Origin of the sequence: Clostridium sp. KNHs205 (assembly GCF_000702945.1) — a bacterium.
Classification (GTDB): Bacteria; Bacillota; Clostridia; order Lachnospirales; family Lachnospiraceae; genus Anaerocolumna.
In genome coordinates this window covers 231,532-246,677 of sequence record NZ_JNLE01000005.1, presented here as the reverse complement: position 1 = coordinate 246,677, position 15,146 = coordinate 231,532, and the positions used below count along the sequence as shown (strand labels likewise).

The 15,146-nt window shown below is 36.4% G+C and carries 14 protein-coding genes and 2 tRNA genes; 10 read left to right on the top strand and 6 right to left on the bottom strand.

What is annotated here, in order from left to right; all coding sequences use genetic code 11:
- The first annotated feature begins 14 nt into the window (after positions 1 to 14).
- On the top strand, positions 15 to 773 hold the full coding sequence (locus tag BR73_RS0120740; protein ID WP_033167824.1) for an ABC transporter permease: 759 nt from the start codon (positions 15 to 17) through the stop codon (positions 771 to 773).
- Here the strand turns inward: BR73_RS0120740 and BR73_RS0120735 are convergent.
- The 3 genes from BR73_RS0120735 to BR73_RS0120730 are packed head-to-tail and all read right to left on the bottom strand — an operon-like array spanning position 770 to position 3,390.
- Positions 770 to 1,582, bottom strand: a complete 813-nt coding sequence (locus tag BR73_RS0120735) for an ABC transporter permease (protein WP_033167823.1) — start codon at positions 1,580 to 1,582, stop codon at positions 770 to 772. The two genes, BR73_RS0120740 and BR73_RS0120735, sit on opposite strands and share 4 nt — an antisense overlap.
- Positions 1,563 to 1,736: a sulfonate/nitrate/taurine transporter ATP-binding protein gene (locus BR73_RS28445; protein WP_081848820.1), complete on the bottom strand. Its 174-nt coding sequence runs from the start codon at positions 1,734 to 1,736 to the stop codon at positions 1,563 to 1,565. Before BR73_RS28445 ends, BR73_RS0120735 begins: the two co-directional genes overlap by 20 nt.
- 37 nt (positions 1,737 to 1,773) lie before the next feature.
- A complete protein-coding gene (locus BR73_RS0120730; RefSeq protein ID WP_033167822.1) occupies positions 1,774 to 3,390 on the bottom strand; it encodes a recombinase family protein in 1,617 nt (538 codons plus the stop codon).
- A 415-nt stretch (positions 3,391 to 3,805) separates the two neighbouring features.
- Here BR73_RS0120730 and BR73_RS0120725 point away from each other — a divergent pair, with 415 nt between their 5' ends.
- Entirely contained in the window at positions 3,806 to 3,988 is a 183-nt protein-coding gene (locus BR73_RS0120725) for a hypothetical protein (RefSeq protein WP_156034867.1), read from the top strand.
- Between the two features lie 132 nt (positions 3,989 to 4,120).
- Here the strand turns inward: BR73_RS0120725 and BR73_RS0120720 are convergent, their stop codons facing one another.
- Positions 4,121 to 4,369, bottom strand: coding sequence for a hypothetical protein (locus BR73_RS0120720; protein ID WP_156034865.1), 249 nt, complete (start codon positions 4,367 to 4,369; stop codon positions 4,121 to 4,123).
- Positions 4,366 to 5,058 (bottom strand): ATP-binding cassette domain-containing protein, encoded by a 693-nt coding sequence (locus BR73_RS0120715; RefSeq protein ID WP_081848819.1) that lies wholly within the window; start codon positions 5,056 to 5,058, stop codon positions 4,366 to 4,368. Before BR73_RS0120715 ends, BR73_RS0120720 begins: the two co-directional genes overlap by 4 nt.
- Before the next feature lie 706 nt (positions 5,059 to 5,764).
- Between BR73_RS0120715 and BR73_RS0120710 the strand changes: the two genes are divergently transcribed.
- The gene (locus BR73_RS0120710) at positions 5,765 to 6,697 is read left to right on the top strand and encodes a DegV family protein (RefSeq protein WP_033167819.1); all 933 of its coding nucleotides are present in this window, start codon (positions 5,765 to 5,767) and stop codon (positions 6,695 to 6,697) included.
- A 9-nt stretch (positions 6,698 to 6,706) separates the two neighbouring features.
- On the opposite strand, the gene BR73_RS0120705 is transcribed toward BR73_RS0120710, so the two are convergent.
- Complete coding sequence (locus tag BR73_RS0120705; protein WP_033167818.1) at positions 6,707 to 8,005, bottom strand: LysM peptidoglycan-binding domain-containing protein; 1,299 nt, start codon at positions 8,003 to 8,005, stop codon at positions 6,707 to 6,709.
- 160 nt (positions 8,006 to 8,165) lie between these two features.
- Here BR73_RS0120705 and BR73_RS0120700 point away from each other — a divergent pair.
- From BR73_RS0120700 to BR73_RS0120670, 7 genes are all read left to right on the top strand, one after another.
- Positions 8,166 to 8,239: transfer RNA gene (locus BR73_RS0120700), tRNA-Pro, on the top strand.
- Positions 8,240 to 8,249: 10 nt separating this feature from the next.
- Positions 8,250 to 8,322 (top strand) — tRNA-Thr (locus tag BR73_RS0120695).
- A 598-nt stretch (positions 8,323 to 8,920) separates the two neighbouring features.
- Positions 8,921 to 10,204 (top strand): LysM peptidoglycan-binding domain-containing protein, encoded by a 1,284-nt coding sequence (locus BR73_RS0120690; RefSeq protein WP_033167817.1) that lies wholly within the window; start codon positions 8,921 to 8,923, stop codon positions 10,202 to 10,204.
- Positions 10,205 to 10,503: 299 nt separating this feature from the next.
- The gene (locus tag BR73_RS0120685) at positions 10,504 to 10,713 is read left to right on the top strand and encodes a cold-shock protein (protein WP_033167816.1); all 210 of its coding nucleotides are present in this window, start codon (positions 10,504 to 10,506) and stop codon (positions 10,711 to 10,713) included.
- Between the two features lie 226 nt (positions 10,714 to 10,939).
- Positions 10,940 to 11,137 carry a hypothetical protein gene (locus BR73_RS0120680; RefSeq protein ID WP_033167815.1) on the top strand — a complete coding sequence of 66 codons (198 nt, stop codon included), beginning with the start codon at positions 10,940 to 10,942 and terminating at the stop codon, positions 11,135 to 11,137.
- 830 nt (positions 11,138 to 11,967) lie between these two features.
- Positions 11,968 to 13,890, top strand: coding sequence for an ABC transporter substrate-binding protein (locus tag BR73_RS0120675; RefSeq protein WP_033167814.1), 1,923 nt, complete (start codon positions 11,968 to 11,970; stop codon positions 13,888 to 13,890).
- Between the two features lie 256 nt (positions 13,891 to 14,146).
- Positions 14,147 to 15,133, top strand: a complete 987-nt coding sequence (locus tag BR73_RS0120670) for an ABC transporter permease (protein ID WP_033167813.1) — start codon at positions 14,147 to 14,149, stop codon at positions 15,131 to 15,133.
- Positions 15,134 to 15,146: the final 13 nt, after the last annotated feature.

Genomic DNA, 15,146 nt, shown 5'->3' with positions numbered 1-15,146 from the left:
ACGGAGGGAAATCCATGAAATCATTAGCAAAACAGTGCCTGACTTTTTTGAAAGGTTTTTTGGTACTAAATGTTATATGGCTGTTTTTTTCATTTCTGTTAGATATGGCAGTCATACCAAATCCACTTAAGGTATATGCCAATTTTGGTTCTGTATTTTCAGATGGTATATTTTATCACATATTTTATAGTCTGCGAAGAATATTTTATGGGCTGTTCCTGTCATTGGCGGTGGGGGTCCCAACCGGTATTTTGATGGCTTACTCAAGGAGAGCAAATGCGTATCTGTACCCTTTGATTTATTTCAGTTACCCCATACCAAAAACCGCCCTTCTTCCTATTGCAATGCTGCTGTGGGGAATGAGGGACGGTTCTAAGGTAGTTATTATATTCTGTATCATTGTATTTCAGGTTATTGTTTCTGTCAGGGACAGTGTTTTACATATTGACAAAGCACTTTACCAGGCAGTTATATGCTCCGGTGGAAGTCGTCTGCAGATAATAAGGCATATTACAGTGCCGGCAATACTGCCGCAGTTATTTACCAGTATTCGAGTATCTTTGGGAACGGCGGTATCAATCCTGATTTTTATTGAAGGTTATGGAACAGAATATGGAATGGGATATTATATTCTGGACGCCTGGTCAAGAATTAATTATATTCAGATGTATTTAGGGATTTTGGTAATCTCCTTCGTGGGTTTTTTATTATTTATCGCGATGGATGTGCTGATTCGTAAAGTGTGTCCCTGGATGAAAGAAGCCAGCCTTTAATTACGGTGGTATCTTTTCTCAAAATAAGAAAGCAGCTGGTATAGAAAGGTTGCCAGAATACAGAGGATTACAATAGACATAATTACATAATCCAGTTTAAAGACCTGGCTTCCGTAAATTATAAGATAACCAAGACCTGCTTTGGCAGCTAAGAATTCACCGATAATAACACCAACCAGGGATAAGCCGATATTAACTTTCATAATACTGATAATCTGCGGGATATTTCCAGGGATAACCACTTTGAGCAGGATATCCATTTTGCTGCCCCCTAAGGTTAAGATAAGCTTTTTCTTATCTTCCTCGGTGTTGATAAAATTAGTGTATAAAGTGATGATGGTGCTAAAGACTGCGACAGAAACGGCAGCTACGATAATCGTCTTTACATTATTGCCAAGCCAGACAATAAAGACAGGAGCCAATGCAGATTTTGGAAGACTGTTCAATACCACCAGATAAGGTTCCAGAACTTTTGCCAGATTTTCATTCCACCATAACAGGATGGCTATGAAGATTCCCAGAATATTTACCAATGCAAAACTTACAAAAGTCTCCAGTAGGGTTATACCTGTATGATAGAATACACTCCCATCAGATGACATATCAAGAAAAGTCCCTGCCACCCTGGAGGGACTGCTAAATATAAAGGAATCCACCAGTCCGATACGGGTGGCTATCTCCCAGAAAGCCAGAAAAAATGCAATGATCAGTAACTGCAGGCAGCGTATGATACGCTTACGTCTGTGATATTGTCTGAGAAATGCCTGGTGGGAAGAAGAGAAAGCAGGTTTAACTATTGATTTTGCCATAGCTTAACTCCTTCCAGATCATATTAAAATACTCCTTGAATTCCGGCGCACTTCTGGCTTTAAAGGGAGTTCGCTCATCAAGGGTAAGCTCCACGGGAATTTCACGTTTAACAGTGCCTGGCCGGTTGCTCAGGATGATTATACGGTCAGCCATGGAAACAGCTTCACCTGTTATTACCAAAATGCTGAAATTATACTAAGGTGACAGAAGCCTGGTGGCCATCCCAGGTAATATTTTTTACAAGAGTGTTAATCAATGCTTTTTTTTGAGAAAGCTCGGAGGTCATAATTATTGTATGCAAGAATTCAGGAAAGCTCTTTGAAGAGGGGAAATCGTATACTTCTTGACATATAGGTGCCATAGAGTCTATTTTTATCTGAAGCTCTCTAAGTCTTAAATCTAATTCCTCTAATTTGGGAAGCATATATTTATGCAGAAGAGGAGAGGAATCGGTGGCAAGCCGTGTAATAATTGTCTCAATTTCTTTCTCAGTGTCTTTTTTCTCATTGCTTAAAGAATCCAGCCTTTGCCTGTATTCTAAGTCTTCTTTCTTTAGATTTGTTCTTTTATCCTGTAAAATCCTAAGAAGTTTGCTATAATTCACTGCTTCCAGAAGTATGGTGCTTATGAGGTCAAGTAAATAGTCATCAAAAAATTTTCCGTTCAAGTTCGTGCTATTGCAATTTAACTTTTTGGAAAAAATCTTTTGTTCACACGCATAACTGTAGTAGATCTTATCACCGGCTTTTCGTATATTTTTCACTCTCATGGCAGAGCCGCAATTTGTGCAACGTATTTTTCCTGATAGAAGAGCATAAGAGGAGGTGTCTTTCCTGGGGGAAGCTTTTTCACTGTTTTTCTTCAATAAATTCTGAGTACGGATAAAGGTATTACCTGAAATAAGTCCTTTATGTTTACCTAAAGCAACCACCCACTGGTTAGGTGGTCGTTTGTTACGGGAAGTCTTATTCTGCTGACTGGTTCTGTTGTAGCAGAGTATTCCGTTTCGTCCGTTGAATTCCTCCCGGGAAAAAGTAATACAGCAGCCAAGGGAGGAAAAGTAGTCATAAGAGGCTGTATCACCTGTACAATATGTAGGATTCGCTAAAATATTGGCAATGCTGCTTTTGTAAAAACAGCCTCCTTTTTGTGTAGTAATGCCATGTACAAGGCAGTAGTTCTCAACTGCAGAAAGACTTCCGAGTTCCAGATATTTATCAAATAGTAAAGCTACAGTTTTTAGGTCTTTTTCTACTGGGATAAGCTGGTATAATTTTTTCTCTCTGAATTCAGAGTCAAGGTAGATGATTTCTTTGGAGGTATATCCCATTGGGGTCAGGCCTCCAAGCCATCTTCCGGTTTTTGATAAAGCAAGCATATTGTCACGTACCCGTTCTGCCGTAGTTTCCCGTTCGAGCTGGGCAAATACTGAAGCAATGTATATCATGGCTTTTCCCATAGGAGTTGAGGTATCAAAATTCTCCGTTGCTGAGATAAACCCAACCTTTTTTTGTTCTAACAACTCCAGGGTTTTGGAGAAATCAGAGACTTTTCTGGTAATGCGGTCCAGACGGTAGCACATAAGCATTTGTATCTTATTCGCATTTATATCCTGAAGCAGCTGCTGAAACTTAGGACGCATGGAAGTAGCTGCTGAGAAGCCTTCATCTTCATAGATAATATAATTTTTATCAGGAATATGAAGGAGATGTGAATCACCATATGTTTTACAGTATTGAACCTGGTTGTCTATGGATTCCCCTTTTTCAGTAAATTTGGATTTCCTGCTGTAAATGGCTATATTCATGATATCCTCCTATCTATGCATTTCCCACGACTGGTAATCATATACTCCTGTTATCTATTCCAGTACCCAGGGTGTGTCTGAAAACTCATTGTACCGTTCTGAAGACCCCATTTTGGGGTATTCTGCGTTACAATTTTGGGAATATAGCACCTTTCCGCCAAAATTTCGTCTTGCCTCCCACAAAGCGGAACCTCCAGCCCGGTACAAGCAGTTTTCAGACACACCCTAATGTATGTATATCCTTTTTGCTGAATTACATGACTGCTCTTTCAATACATCATAATTGGAAGTGGTAATGAATAGCCTGTGATAAAGACATTAGATTGAGTAGTGTGAAATATTGAAATACATAATTCACACCCTTATTTGTGGCAGTGCTACATCTGTACAGCTGCAGCAGGCAATGGGAGCCAGTATGAACATAATTGTGAATTATCCGAATGAGGGTTACAGTTTGTCGGAAGACACCGCCAATGAACTTATTGCAGAGCTTCTTATACGGTGGATCGGGAACAGAGAGAAAAAAGAACAACAGGAGTTATATCCTCAGCTTATTAAGTATCTGGAAGAGCTGATAAAGGAAGAGGAAACAAGGTAGAATCTTCTTAAAATTAAAGAACATTATATGACAAAAATAGTTATGTCTGGAAAATATCCGGTACTTAGGACTGCTTCAAGCAAAATGATGAACAGTTCCCAGTACCGGATATTTATTGTATAGTGAAAATTATTACCAGGGTCTTCTTCTCGGACCAGGACCCCAAGGACCAGGACCCCAAGGACCTTTTCCAGGACCAGGACCCCAAGGGCCGTTGCCCCAAGGACCAGGACCCCAGGAACCGGCTCCCCAAGGAGGTTTTCCGGGACCAGGACCCCATGGGCCAGTACGCCAGGGATCTCTGCCCCAAGGATTGTTTGACCAGCCGCCACAGCAGTCTGATTGTTGCACATCTTTATTTTTGTCTCTGTCTGAATTCATTCACAATTCTCCTTTACTTTTTTATTAGTATATGCAGATTGCAAAATATGGTGAATTATGTAGAAAATAATTGGTAGAAATTCCGTAATCATTGCATCTGATATGTCGTGGGTAATAAGAATGGCAGTTTTATGCTCCTTTCTGATAATTCCCCAGATATCATCTGATACTTCGATGCGGGTTTGATAGTCCAAAGCTGAAAAGGGTTCATCCAAAAGAAGTATATCGGGTTCCAGCAGAAGAGTGCGAATCAAAGCGGCGCGTTGTCTCATTCCGCCGGATAAAGAAGAGGGTTTAGAATTTTTGAAGGTTATCAATCCGTAAGTAGAAAGCATCTCATTTATCATAACATAACTGTTTTCTGTTAGCTTATTTTGTATTTCGAGTCCTAGTGTAAGATTTTTTTGAGTGGATCTCCATTCCAGTAAATGATCTTTCTGCAGCATATATCCGATATTTTTTCCGGATGCTTTTAAATCTTTTCCATCTATTAAAATCTCACCAGTGTCAGGTGTTATAAGTCCTGCAATCAATGAGAGTAAAGTCGATTTACCGCATCCGCTTGGTCCAACAATGGCTAGGAATTCGCCGTCATCAACGTGGAAGGAAATATCTTTTAAGGCCAGAGTTTCTCCTTCTAAACTATGGTAAGTGTATACGACGTTATTAATTCTTAAGATTTCTCCCATAGGCTCCTCCGGTTTATTTATAATGTATTATATGAGAATATGACGAATGGTGTGAAAAAAAAAGACATTTTCCCATATTTTATTTAGGGGAAGGATAGGGGAAGGATAGGGGGAGGTCACAAGGGGACGGCAAATTGTGCAAAACAGAAAGAACTCATGCTTCAATTCCAAGGTATAAGAAGTCCTAATTCTCTGAATATTTTGTGCTTGTCATAATGTAAAACAGATAACTCGCTACGCTCAAACAATCTGTTTTACATTATAGCACAAACTATTCAGAGAATTAGGACTTCTTATACCTTTCCATAGGCGCATTCGTTCTTTCTGTTTTGCATAATTCGCCTGTTTTCATAAGATTGCTGAGGTTTTTGACTATTTAATTCATATTTGAAGTATTTAAAAGATAGAGATTAAGGATTTATTATTCTTTTTTTGCAAGAATTAACTTTTAAAGGTGTATTATCTTTTTGAGCATTGATATCATAATGCTGCGTTTATTATTGTTCATTAGGATATGTTTATGATTTTATATGATTCCAGCGTTAAAAGGATAAGGTTTAAATCAATATATATAAATCAATTATTAAATTTATAAAAATAGTATAAACAGATATTTTAGATTCACAATTAAAAGCTGTACAACCGTGTAAGCTATCAGGTATAATGTATCTATAAGTTTACATAAAAACAATAAGGGAGATGAAGGATGAAGGATTTTGTTATAACAACTGACTCAAACAGTGATTTACTGCCTGATTACATAAGTGAAAAGGGGATAGTAATCATCCCCCATTATTATGAATTGAATAATACAGTATACGGTGATGAAGTAAACCTGACGCCAAAAGAATTTTATGATAGTATGCGGGGTGGGTTAATGCCTACGACAATGGCAAGTAATCCTGCTGTCATACATTCTACTTTTCTTAAGCTTATAACAGAAGGTAAAGAAGTATTACATATTAGTTTTTCGTCTGCCTTAAGCGGCGGCTGCAGTAATGTGGCAGCGGGTGCCAGAGAATTGTGCGAAGAATATACAGATGCTAAGATTATAGTTGTGGATTCCTTGAATGCCTCTCTGGGACAGGGCTTAATGGTTATGAAAGCAGTGGAACTGAAGGAAGCCGGAAAAGGAATTGATGAGATAGCAGACTGGCTTTTACAGCATTTAAGTAACTTCTGTGTTCAATTTACAGTAAATGATCTGTTTCACCTTCAGCGCGGAGGTCGAATTTCTAAGGTATCAGCTTTTGTCGGAAGCATGATAAATATCAAGCCGGTACTTGTAGTGAATGACGAAGGAAAATTAGTGCCTGCGGGAACTGTAAGAGGTCGTAAAAAGTCCTTATCCACCATTGTTGCAAATATGGTTAAGCAAATGGGTGAGGTGGATAACACCACCATGGCAGAGAGCACCGCTGGTGCAGAAAATACTGCCACCATAGAAGGCTCCGCCGGTTTACCCATTTGTGTGGTTCATGGCGATGCGGCGGAAGAAGCTGAGTATGTCGCCAGGTTAATAAAAGAAGCAGTGAAGGATGCCAAGGTTATTATTAATGTCATAAGTCCCAGCATAGGAGCACATTCCGGTCCTGGAGCCATTGGTATATGCTTCTGGGGAGAGAATAGAAACAGCTAACAGAACAGGTTAGAATTCATCATGGGGACCGATAATCTGATACTGGGTATTTATGATAAACCACATCTGTTGGAAAAAGTGCATTATATTCCAAACGGCTGCCCCGGCAAGCATATATTCCTGGGTATAACCATAGAGGGTTTGGATGCTTCTGGCATCTTTGAACCAGACAATATGATTTACATCAGTGTTATTGTCTCTGCTGGTATATGTAAAAAACGGAGCCATTGAGGCAGTATCGAATTCTATAATTGCCCCAACATCAGTAGCAAGCATAATAGCGGCATCTGAATTGAGCGCATTTGCTACGGTATAGTTACCGTCACTGGATAATTTCCAGTCATACCCGATTATTGGGACACCAATAAAAATCTCTCTGGAGGGAATAACAGAGGTAGCGTAATCAAGATTCTGTGTTACTGTTTCGATTGGTGTGACAGCAGCAGGGGGACCAAATGTATAGCCCCAGTTATAAGATGCCAGGATAATATAATCAACAGCTTGTGCAAGGTCTGAATAATCAATATCAAGATAAGTAATGCCGGAGGGCAGATTAAAGATTTCAGGAGTAAGTGTAAACATTGTAATAAGTCCTTTTTCCTTCATACGGGATGAAAGGACTTTTATATTGTCAACAATTATCGGGTAGTTATCAAGTGTAATGTTTTCAAGAAATAGATTGACACCGGAATATCCTGTTTCTTCTATTTTATCTATTATAATAGTTATCAGGGAATTTAATACTTCATAGGAAATACTTCTGGAAAAAAAAGAAGTCGGTTCAGCTGCAATTGTTCTGTCAGTTGTATTTAGAAACATAATCGGTGCTACACCATAAATTTTAGCGTAATTAATAATATCGGCATCATCATAGCCTGAAAGAAGGCCGGTTGAAGATAACTGATATGTAAAAATAGTTAAGAAACTCAGGTAGGGAAGTGTTTTTATCAGTACAGTAAAATCAATGAAAGGATAAGCATATCCGTTGGTTTTCAGCCGTCCGTTGGTATTATTGTATCGTATAACTAATTCTTCCCCCGGATATAAAAGACGGCGGCCGGACAAATCAGGATTGTTCCTTAATAACTCAAGGGGAGTAACATTATTTGCGGCTGCTATGTCAAATAAAGTGTCGCCCTCCTTTACGGTGTAGGTTTCCTCTGGATATACGATAACAATAGTCTGTCCGATTACCAGATTATCGTAGTTGATTATACCATTATTTCTTATTAGGGTTTCAGGGGATATTTTATATGCTTCTGCTATTGAATAAATGGTATCACCTTGCTTAACCAGATAAATCTCCATAGGCAACCTCATTAAATTACTCTAATAATATATATTCTGTTAGTATAAACTCATTCATAAAATAATACCAATTATTATATATAAAAGAATTTTTTTACTTGACTTTTTCCTTGGAAAGTAGCATAATAATTTGGCGAGATTAATTCATAAATATTAAAAACGAGGTGTGGCTCAGATTGGTAGAGCGCTGCGTTCGGGACGCAGAGGCCGTGGGTTCGAATCCCGTCACCTCGATTTTTTATGTGCTGGAATAACTCAGTTGGTAGAGTACCTCACTCGTAATGAGGAAGTCGTGGGTTCGAGTCCCATTTCCAGCTTATAAGAAATACTGTAAAATCAATGATTGTAGACAATGAATAATGAATTTAAGGCATCCGTAAGGGTGCTTTTTTCATACTGAGATAACTATTTGGTAACTAGATATAAAATGAATGCATTATCAAACTATCAAAATAATACTAAAATTGAAAAAAAAGTACTGATATACTATAGTGCATTTGTTTTCCGGTTGCTTACATAAAATATATAATTATTACCCAATCATAGTTAAAGATACAAATGCTGCGTATGTAACAGTTCTGACCTGGAATGGTTACTGGAAAGAAAAAAGAGCTCCTTGATTAACAGAGTGGTGGTCAGTAGGTTCGGGATACTGACCAACCAACATGGAAAAACAAAAGTATTGATATGTTTTACATTAATACCGTATGGGGGAAAATGAAAAATATGACACTAAATCATAAATGAAGTCACAGTTATAAATAATAAAATCGGAAAATCAGAGGAGTGGCTGACCATAACAAGTTAAAAAGTTAGATGTCTTTCGAATATTAATTTTTAAACTTTGCAATGAGTAATATGGATTTTATAAAAAGAATAGTCATATATTTAAATAAACGATTATTTGAGGCTTTTATGGAGATACATGTTGTACAGCAAGGTGAGACATTACAGTCGATAGCTGGTTATTATGGTATTACAGAAGAAATGTTGATTTTAGATAATGGTTTGGAAAATACGTATAGTTTAGTAGAAGGGCAAGCGCTTGTTATAGCGATTCCAGAGGTTGTTTATACAGTTGAAGAAGGAGACAGTCTAATAGGTATAGCAGAAGCGTTTAATATCTCAACCATGCAACTACTTATGAATAATCCGTTTCTTTCAGATAGAAAATATATTTATCCTGGGGAAACAATTATTATAAGTTATAATAAAAAAGGTAATATTACTTTGCATGGAAACACCACTCCCAGTATTGATAAAAGTGTTCTAACAAAAACTTTACCATACCTTACTTACCTTTCAATCGTAAATTATACAGCAACAAGAGAAGGAGATATAATTTCTTATTCAGATGACTCTCAGATTATTGAAATTATCAAATCATATGGTGTTGTCCCACTTTTGTTACTAACTACTTTAACGATAACTGGTAAGGCGAATATTGTAAATGAAATTGACTTATTATTAAATCCAGATTTTCAAAATAGTTATATACAGAATCTTTTAAGCATCCTAAGGATAAAGGGCTATAGAGGAGTCAATATTTCTTTTCAATATATTAATGTAAGTAATATACAATATTATAATTCATTTTTTACTCTTATTACCGAACGTTTAAATAGTGAGGGATATTTAGTATTTGTAACAGTTGACCCTAATCTTAGTAATATTGGAGCTGATGCTAGCTTTGAAAGAGTGGATTATTCTATATTAGATCAATTATCACAAAATATTATATTTATGAATTATCAATGGGCAACAAATGTAAACCCACCAACTCCAATAATTTCGATTAATGATTTGGAGATATTTTTAAATTACATAAATACTATTATTACTCCGGAAAAAATAATTATAGGAATCCCAACGATTGGTTATGACTGGGAGTTGCCTTTTTTACCAGGTTTATCAAATATTAATGTTCTTTCCTACGATGGCGCTATTAATTTAGCCAGTACATATGGTGCAAAGATTGAATTCGACACATTATCTCAAACACCATTTTTTAGATATACTAGTGGAGATACACAGCATATTGTCTGGTTTATAGATGCAAGAAGTATAAATGCAGTTCTAAGTTTAATAGTTAATTTCAATCTACATGGCTCGGGAATCTGGAATATAAATATTTATAACCCACAACTGTGGTTGGTTATTAATTCACAGTTTAATATTGTTAAATTACAAGTGGATTAGTAAATTAAGAGTGATTATTTATAAATGATTACATACGTCTGACTGTAATACTCAGTGTGATAATTTGGACAAGTCAAAGACAGCCTTGGTAGCCGGTAGTAAGAAATGAATCGTAGAATAAATCTATTTAAATAATAATGGTTGACTTTGGGGATTAACTGTGATAGTATGTAAAACATAATCAATGAATTTAACAGAGTTGGCCTAATATACATACAAGTCGTTCTTTTAACTGGTTTGTGTATAGGGTCAATTTTTTTATTTACTTTGATACAAATATTATAATGGAGGTATCGTAAATGAATAACGGTATTGTAAAATGGTTTAACGCACAAAAAGGGTTTGGATTTATTACTGATGAAAATGGTGGAGAAGATGTATTTGTGCATTTTTCTGCAATCACTTCAAATGGGTTTAAGAGTCTTGAAGAAGGTCAAAGAGTCACTTTTGACATTGAAAGAGATCCTAGTAGTCGAAAGGTTAAAGCTGCAAATGTTTGCGTAGCGTAAATCTGAAAAAAAACAGATTATTAGATGTACTGTTGTTTTATCCATATATAATTTGTATCTATAATAGTAAGTTTTACAGGGCCGAGTAAATCGGCCCTGTTTTTTGCTTTCCTAGAAGTTTTTGTGTTTAATATCCTAAATATTTCGTATAAATGTAATAGCTCCCTTGAAAAATTCATGCTATGATGGTAAGATTTGAATTAGTAAAATTTATGGGGGAAATAAAATGACTGATGCAGAAAAACTTGATCTGATACTTGACAAGATAATGGATTTTGAGAAGACGTTAAAGGAGTTAAAGAGACAGCAGATGAAAGACACGGCGGAGCTAAAAGCAATGGATGGTATGATTTTAGATGAAGTTGAACATGTGCATGAAATACTAAATAGAAAGACGGATGCTTTGGAAAAGAGGATAGGATAAAAAGGAGGGGGCGGACTTGCCACTGCTCCTTTGCTTTTGGTGGAGTAGAGAGTATATTCTTGTAAAGAGCTTGTGCCTTATTATATAAATCAGTCCGAGTAGATTGTAAATTCTCATTTTTGCTACCTGTTAGACCGATTATACCCTTAATCCATTTCCAGCCTGACGATAGCCTATAGAAGCAAAAGGATAAGAAACAAATAGGAGATTAAGCACTGAAATAGGGAGTGCTTTTTTTCATGATGGAAGATAATTTAATTATTACCTATCCTATATATCTAGGAAATATAACATTTTTTACAAAATATCAAACCATAATATAATAAAATTTACAATTGTAAATAGCTATAAGACATTATACCTATAAAAAGTTTCGTTATTTTGCCAATTATAAGCTGGGAATTTGTACATAATAACAGGATAGTGTAACTTGTACTTAAAAAGATTGCATGTTTAATCTTGTAGAAAATAAATAAGTTATCAGATAAATTGTATTTTTTTGCATTTAACAAGGGCGGAAAAGCACTAAATACAATATAACCCCTGCATAATTATAGATAAACTCACTGTTTATAAAGATTTATTGACAATAGATTAATTGTATTATATAATACAACTTGTGATGACGGCTTAAAGTCGTTAAAGATATTGTCTAATATGAATATTTGCAAGGTTGCTTTTCTAAATCATTGAATGTCAATGAAGAAAGGCTTTTTTTGTATAATAGTTTAATGATTTAATGGTTCACCGCATTAAAGCGGAGAAATACATAGCAAAATTCGAGTGTTTATATCAGACTAATATCAACAATATATTAAGGAGGAAATTTTATGCAAAAAAGAGTGTTAGCATTATTGCTGACCGTTGTCATGGTATTTACACTTGCAGGATGCAAGAGCAACAATGACACCGGAATCTCAACAGAGCCTACAGCAACACCTACTGAAACAACAGAAGAGCCTGCAGCAACAGAGGCTCCTGCAACCCCCACAGAACCTACAGGACAGATTATCATCGGTAGTACAACTGACTTAAGCGGTGAATTCATTCCTTTCTTCCAGAATGGTGCAGCTGATAATGATATTTATCAGATGACTAATGGATATTCAACTGTAGCAGTAACTAGCGCAGGTGAGTTCATTGTTGATACAACTGTTGTAAAAGACAGCAAAGTTACTGATAATGAAGATGGTTCCAAGACATATACATGGACAATTAACAGCGGACTTGTTTGGAACGATGGAACACCAATTACAGCAAAAGACTATGTAGCTAACCTGCTTTTATGGTCTTCCAAATTAGTTTCTGATATGGGAGCTAACAATACTATCGTTGGTATGTATTTCAAAGGCTTTGCTGATTATTCATCCGGTAAGACAAAAGAATTCTCCGGTGTTAATTTAATTAGTGATGATACATTTGCTGTAACCATTGATGCAGCAAACCTTCCTTACTTCTATGAGTTAGGTTTAGTATCTGTTCAGCCTACAAAGCTTTCTTTCTATACAGATGATCAGGTTACAATCGCTGATGACGGAAAAGGTGCATATCTTTCCGATAACTTTACATTAGAAAATTATGAAGCAAAAATCAATGCTGCCAGAACTACAATACCTGCAATTACATGCGGACCTTACAATGCAGTAAGCTTTAATGAGTCTTCTAAAGAAGCTGTTATTGAAGTTAACCCTAAATTTGTTGGTGATGAAGAAGGTTTAAAACCTCTTATCAAAACTATTATCTACAAAAAAGTTACAACTGAAACAGCTCTTGATGAGTTAAAGACTGGTTCTGTTGATTTGTTAAACGGTATGGCAAGTGGTGATGAAATCAATGCTGGTCTTGACTTAGTTGACAAGGGCGGATTTGCTTATACATCCTATGACCGTAACGGATACGGAAAATTACAGTTCGTTTGTGATTTCGGACCTACACAGTTCGTAGAAGTTCGTCAGGCTGTAGCACAGCTGTTAGATCGTAATGATTTCGCTAAAGCTTTCACAGGCGGTTTCGGTTCTGTTGTAAACGGACCTTACGGACCTGCTATGTGGATGTACCAGGATACAAAGGATACACTTGATGAGAAGTTAAATGCATATGCTTACAGTCTTGATAATGCTGTTAAGGTATTAGAAGAAGGCGGCTGGGTATATGACAAAGATGGTAAAGATTATACTTCAGGTGTTCGTTACAAGAAACTTGATGACGGAACCTATATGCCTCTTATTCTTGAGTGGGCTTCTTCCGAGCAGAATGCAGTTTCTGACCTTTTAGTAGTAAAATTACAGAACAACCCTGATGTAGCTGCTGCTGGTATCCAGATCAATCAGACAGTAATGACCTTTACTGAGTTATTAAGCTACTTATACAGAGATGGTTCAACTGATAAGAAATACTCCGTTCCTACTTACAACATGTTCAACTTAGGAACAGGATTTACACCTATCTATGATATGGCAGCAACTTATACAAGTGATCCTGAGCGTATCAAAGCTGGTGATAACACTAACTTCATTACAGATGAAGAATTATCCAAGCTTGCAAAAGATATGGTATTAGTTGATCCTACTGATAAAACAACTTTCGAAAGCAAATTTGTTTCCTTCATCGAAAGATGGAACTATTTATTACCTGATCTTCCTCTGTATTCCAATACTTACCATGATTTCTATAACGCTAAGTTAAAGAACTATAATCCTAATGGTATCTGGGATATGTCATATGCTCTTATGAAAGCTTATGTTGAAGAATAAGAAAGTTCAAGTGTAATTTATATTGCTGATGAAATAGGGTATGTTTCATACCCTATTTCTCATGAAAAAAGATGATTGCATGGCTCATCTAGGAAGTCTTTCTTTATAAATAGGGTTCTTCACTGGGCTTAGGCCTCGCACTGTTATCTAAACTCAGTGAAGAAGCCTATTTAGTCATGATAGGCAAATAATAAGAATTCATAGAAGCGGTTTTCGTGTCTTTTTTAGACAAGTTATTAAGTAGGAGGAAATAAGGATGTTAAAGTATATTGGTAAAAGAGTGCTTTACATGGTATTTGTATTTTTTATCATGTCTCTTGTTATGTTCTTTTTATATAATCTGATACCCGGAGATCCGGCAAGAGCAGAGTTGGAGCCCATGAAGAGTAAGTTGAAACCGGAACAGTATCAAATGAGATACGAGCAGTTAAGAGAGCAGATGGGCCTTGATGACCCCATAATCGTGAAATACGGTAAATGGATAGGAGGGGTAGTACAAGGTGACTTCGGTAATTCTGTAAGATATAAGAAACCGGTTATTGAAATAGTGAAAGCTCCTATGGGAAACACCATTTTTATCAATATTTTTGCAGTAGTACTAGCCCTGGGAATATCAATTCCTTTAGGAATTATTTGTGCAGTAAAACGTAATTCTGTTTTTGATAATGCAGTACAGGTACTTACCATAGTCGGATACAGTTTACCTGTATTTATTATAACACTGGTCGGTATCTTTTTATTCTCTGTAACATTGGGATGGTTCCCTGTCAGTGGTATGAACACACCGAATTTTAAAGGCACAGGTCTGGCGTTCTTTTTAGACAGAATGCATTATCTGACATTGCCTTTGATTGTAATGACCATTGGATCATTAGGTGGTATGACAAGATATGTTCGTGCAGCCATGATTGAATCTTTGCGTATGGATTATATCAGAACAGCGAGAGCAAAAGGTCTTAAAGAGAAGGTTGTTATCTATTCTCATGCCTGGAGAAATGCCTTACTGCCGGTTATTACTTTAATTATCGGCTGGTTCATCAGCATTTTCTCAGGTTCATTAGTTATTGAGGAAATGTTTAATCTTAACGGTATGGGTAAATTTTATATGGATGCTTTGCGTAATCAGGATTATAATGTTGCCCTTGCGGTGCAGATGTTTTATATGGTTGTCGCATTAGTTGGTAACTTAATTATAGATTTAAGTTATGGTTTTGTAGATCCCCGTGTCAGGGTTAATCGATAGAAGGAGGCGCACA

Bases quoted from the DNA above. Each gene is read 5' to 3' on its own strand.
- BR73_RS0120710 (WP_033167819.1), top strand. From the start codon at position 5,765: ATGAAGGATTTTGTTATAACAACTGACTCAAACAGTGATTTACTGCCT.
- BR73_RS0120680 (WP_033167815.1), top strand. From the start codon at position 10,940: ATGACTGATGCAGAAAAACTTGATCTGATACTTGACAAGATAATGGAT.
- BR73_RS0120730 (WP_033167822.1), bottom strand. From the start codon at position 3,390: ATGAATATAGCCATTTACAGCAGGAAATCCAAATTTACTGAAAAAGGG.
- BR73_RS0120740 (WP_033167824.1), top strand. From the start codon at position 15: ATGAAATCATTAGCAAAACAGTGCCTGACTTTTTTGAAAGGTTTTTTG.
- BR73_RS0120735 (WP_033167823.1), bottom strand. From the start codon at position 1,582: ATGGCAAAATCAATAGTTAAACCTGCTTTCTCTTCTTCCCACCAGGCA.
- BR73_RS0120715 (WP_081848819.1), bottom strand. From the start codon at position 5,058: ATGGGAGAAATCTTAAGAATTAATAACGTCGTATACACTTACCATAGT.
- BR73_RS0120690 (WP_033167817.1), top strand. From the start codon at position 8,921: ATGGAGATACATGTTGTACAGCAAGGTGAGACATTACAGTCGATAGCT.
- BR73_RS0120725 (WP_156034867.1), top strand. From the start codon at position 3,806: ATGAACATAATTGTGAATTATCCGAATGAGGGTTACAGTTTGTCGGAA.
- BR73_RS0120705 (WP_033167818.1), bottom strand. From the start codon at position 8,005: ATGGAGATTTATCTGGTTAAGCAAGGTGATACCATTTATTCAATAGCA.
- BR73_RS28445 (WP_081848820.1), bottom strand. From the start codon at position 1,736: ATGGCTGACCGTATAATCATCCTGAGCAACCGGCCAGGCACTGTTAAA.
- BR73_RS0120675 (WP_033167814.1), top strand. From the start codon at position 11,968: ATGCAAAAAAGAGTGTTAGCATTATTGCTGACCGTTGTCATGGTATTT.
- BR73_RS0120685 (WP_033167816.1), top strand. From the start codon at position 10,504: ATGAATAACGGTATTGTAAAATGGTTTAACGCACAAAAAGGGTTTGGA.
- BR73_RS0120720 (WP_156034865.1), bottom strand. From the start codon at position 4,369: ATGAATTCAGACAGAGACAAAAATAAAGATGTGCAACAATCAGACTGC.
- BR73_RS0120670 (WP_033167813.1), top strand. From the start codon at position 14,147: ATGTTAAAGTATATTGGTAAAAGAGTGCTTTACATGGTATTTGTATTT.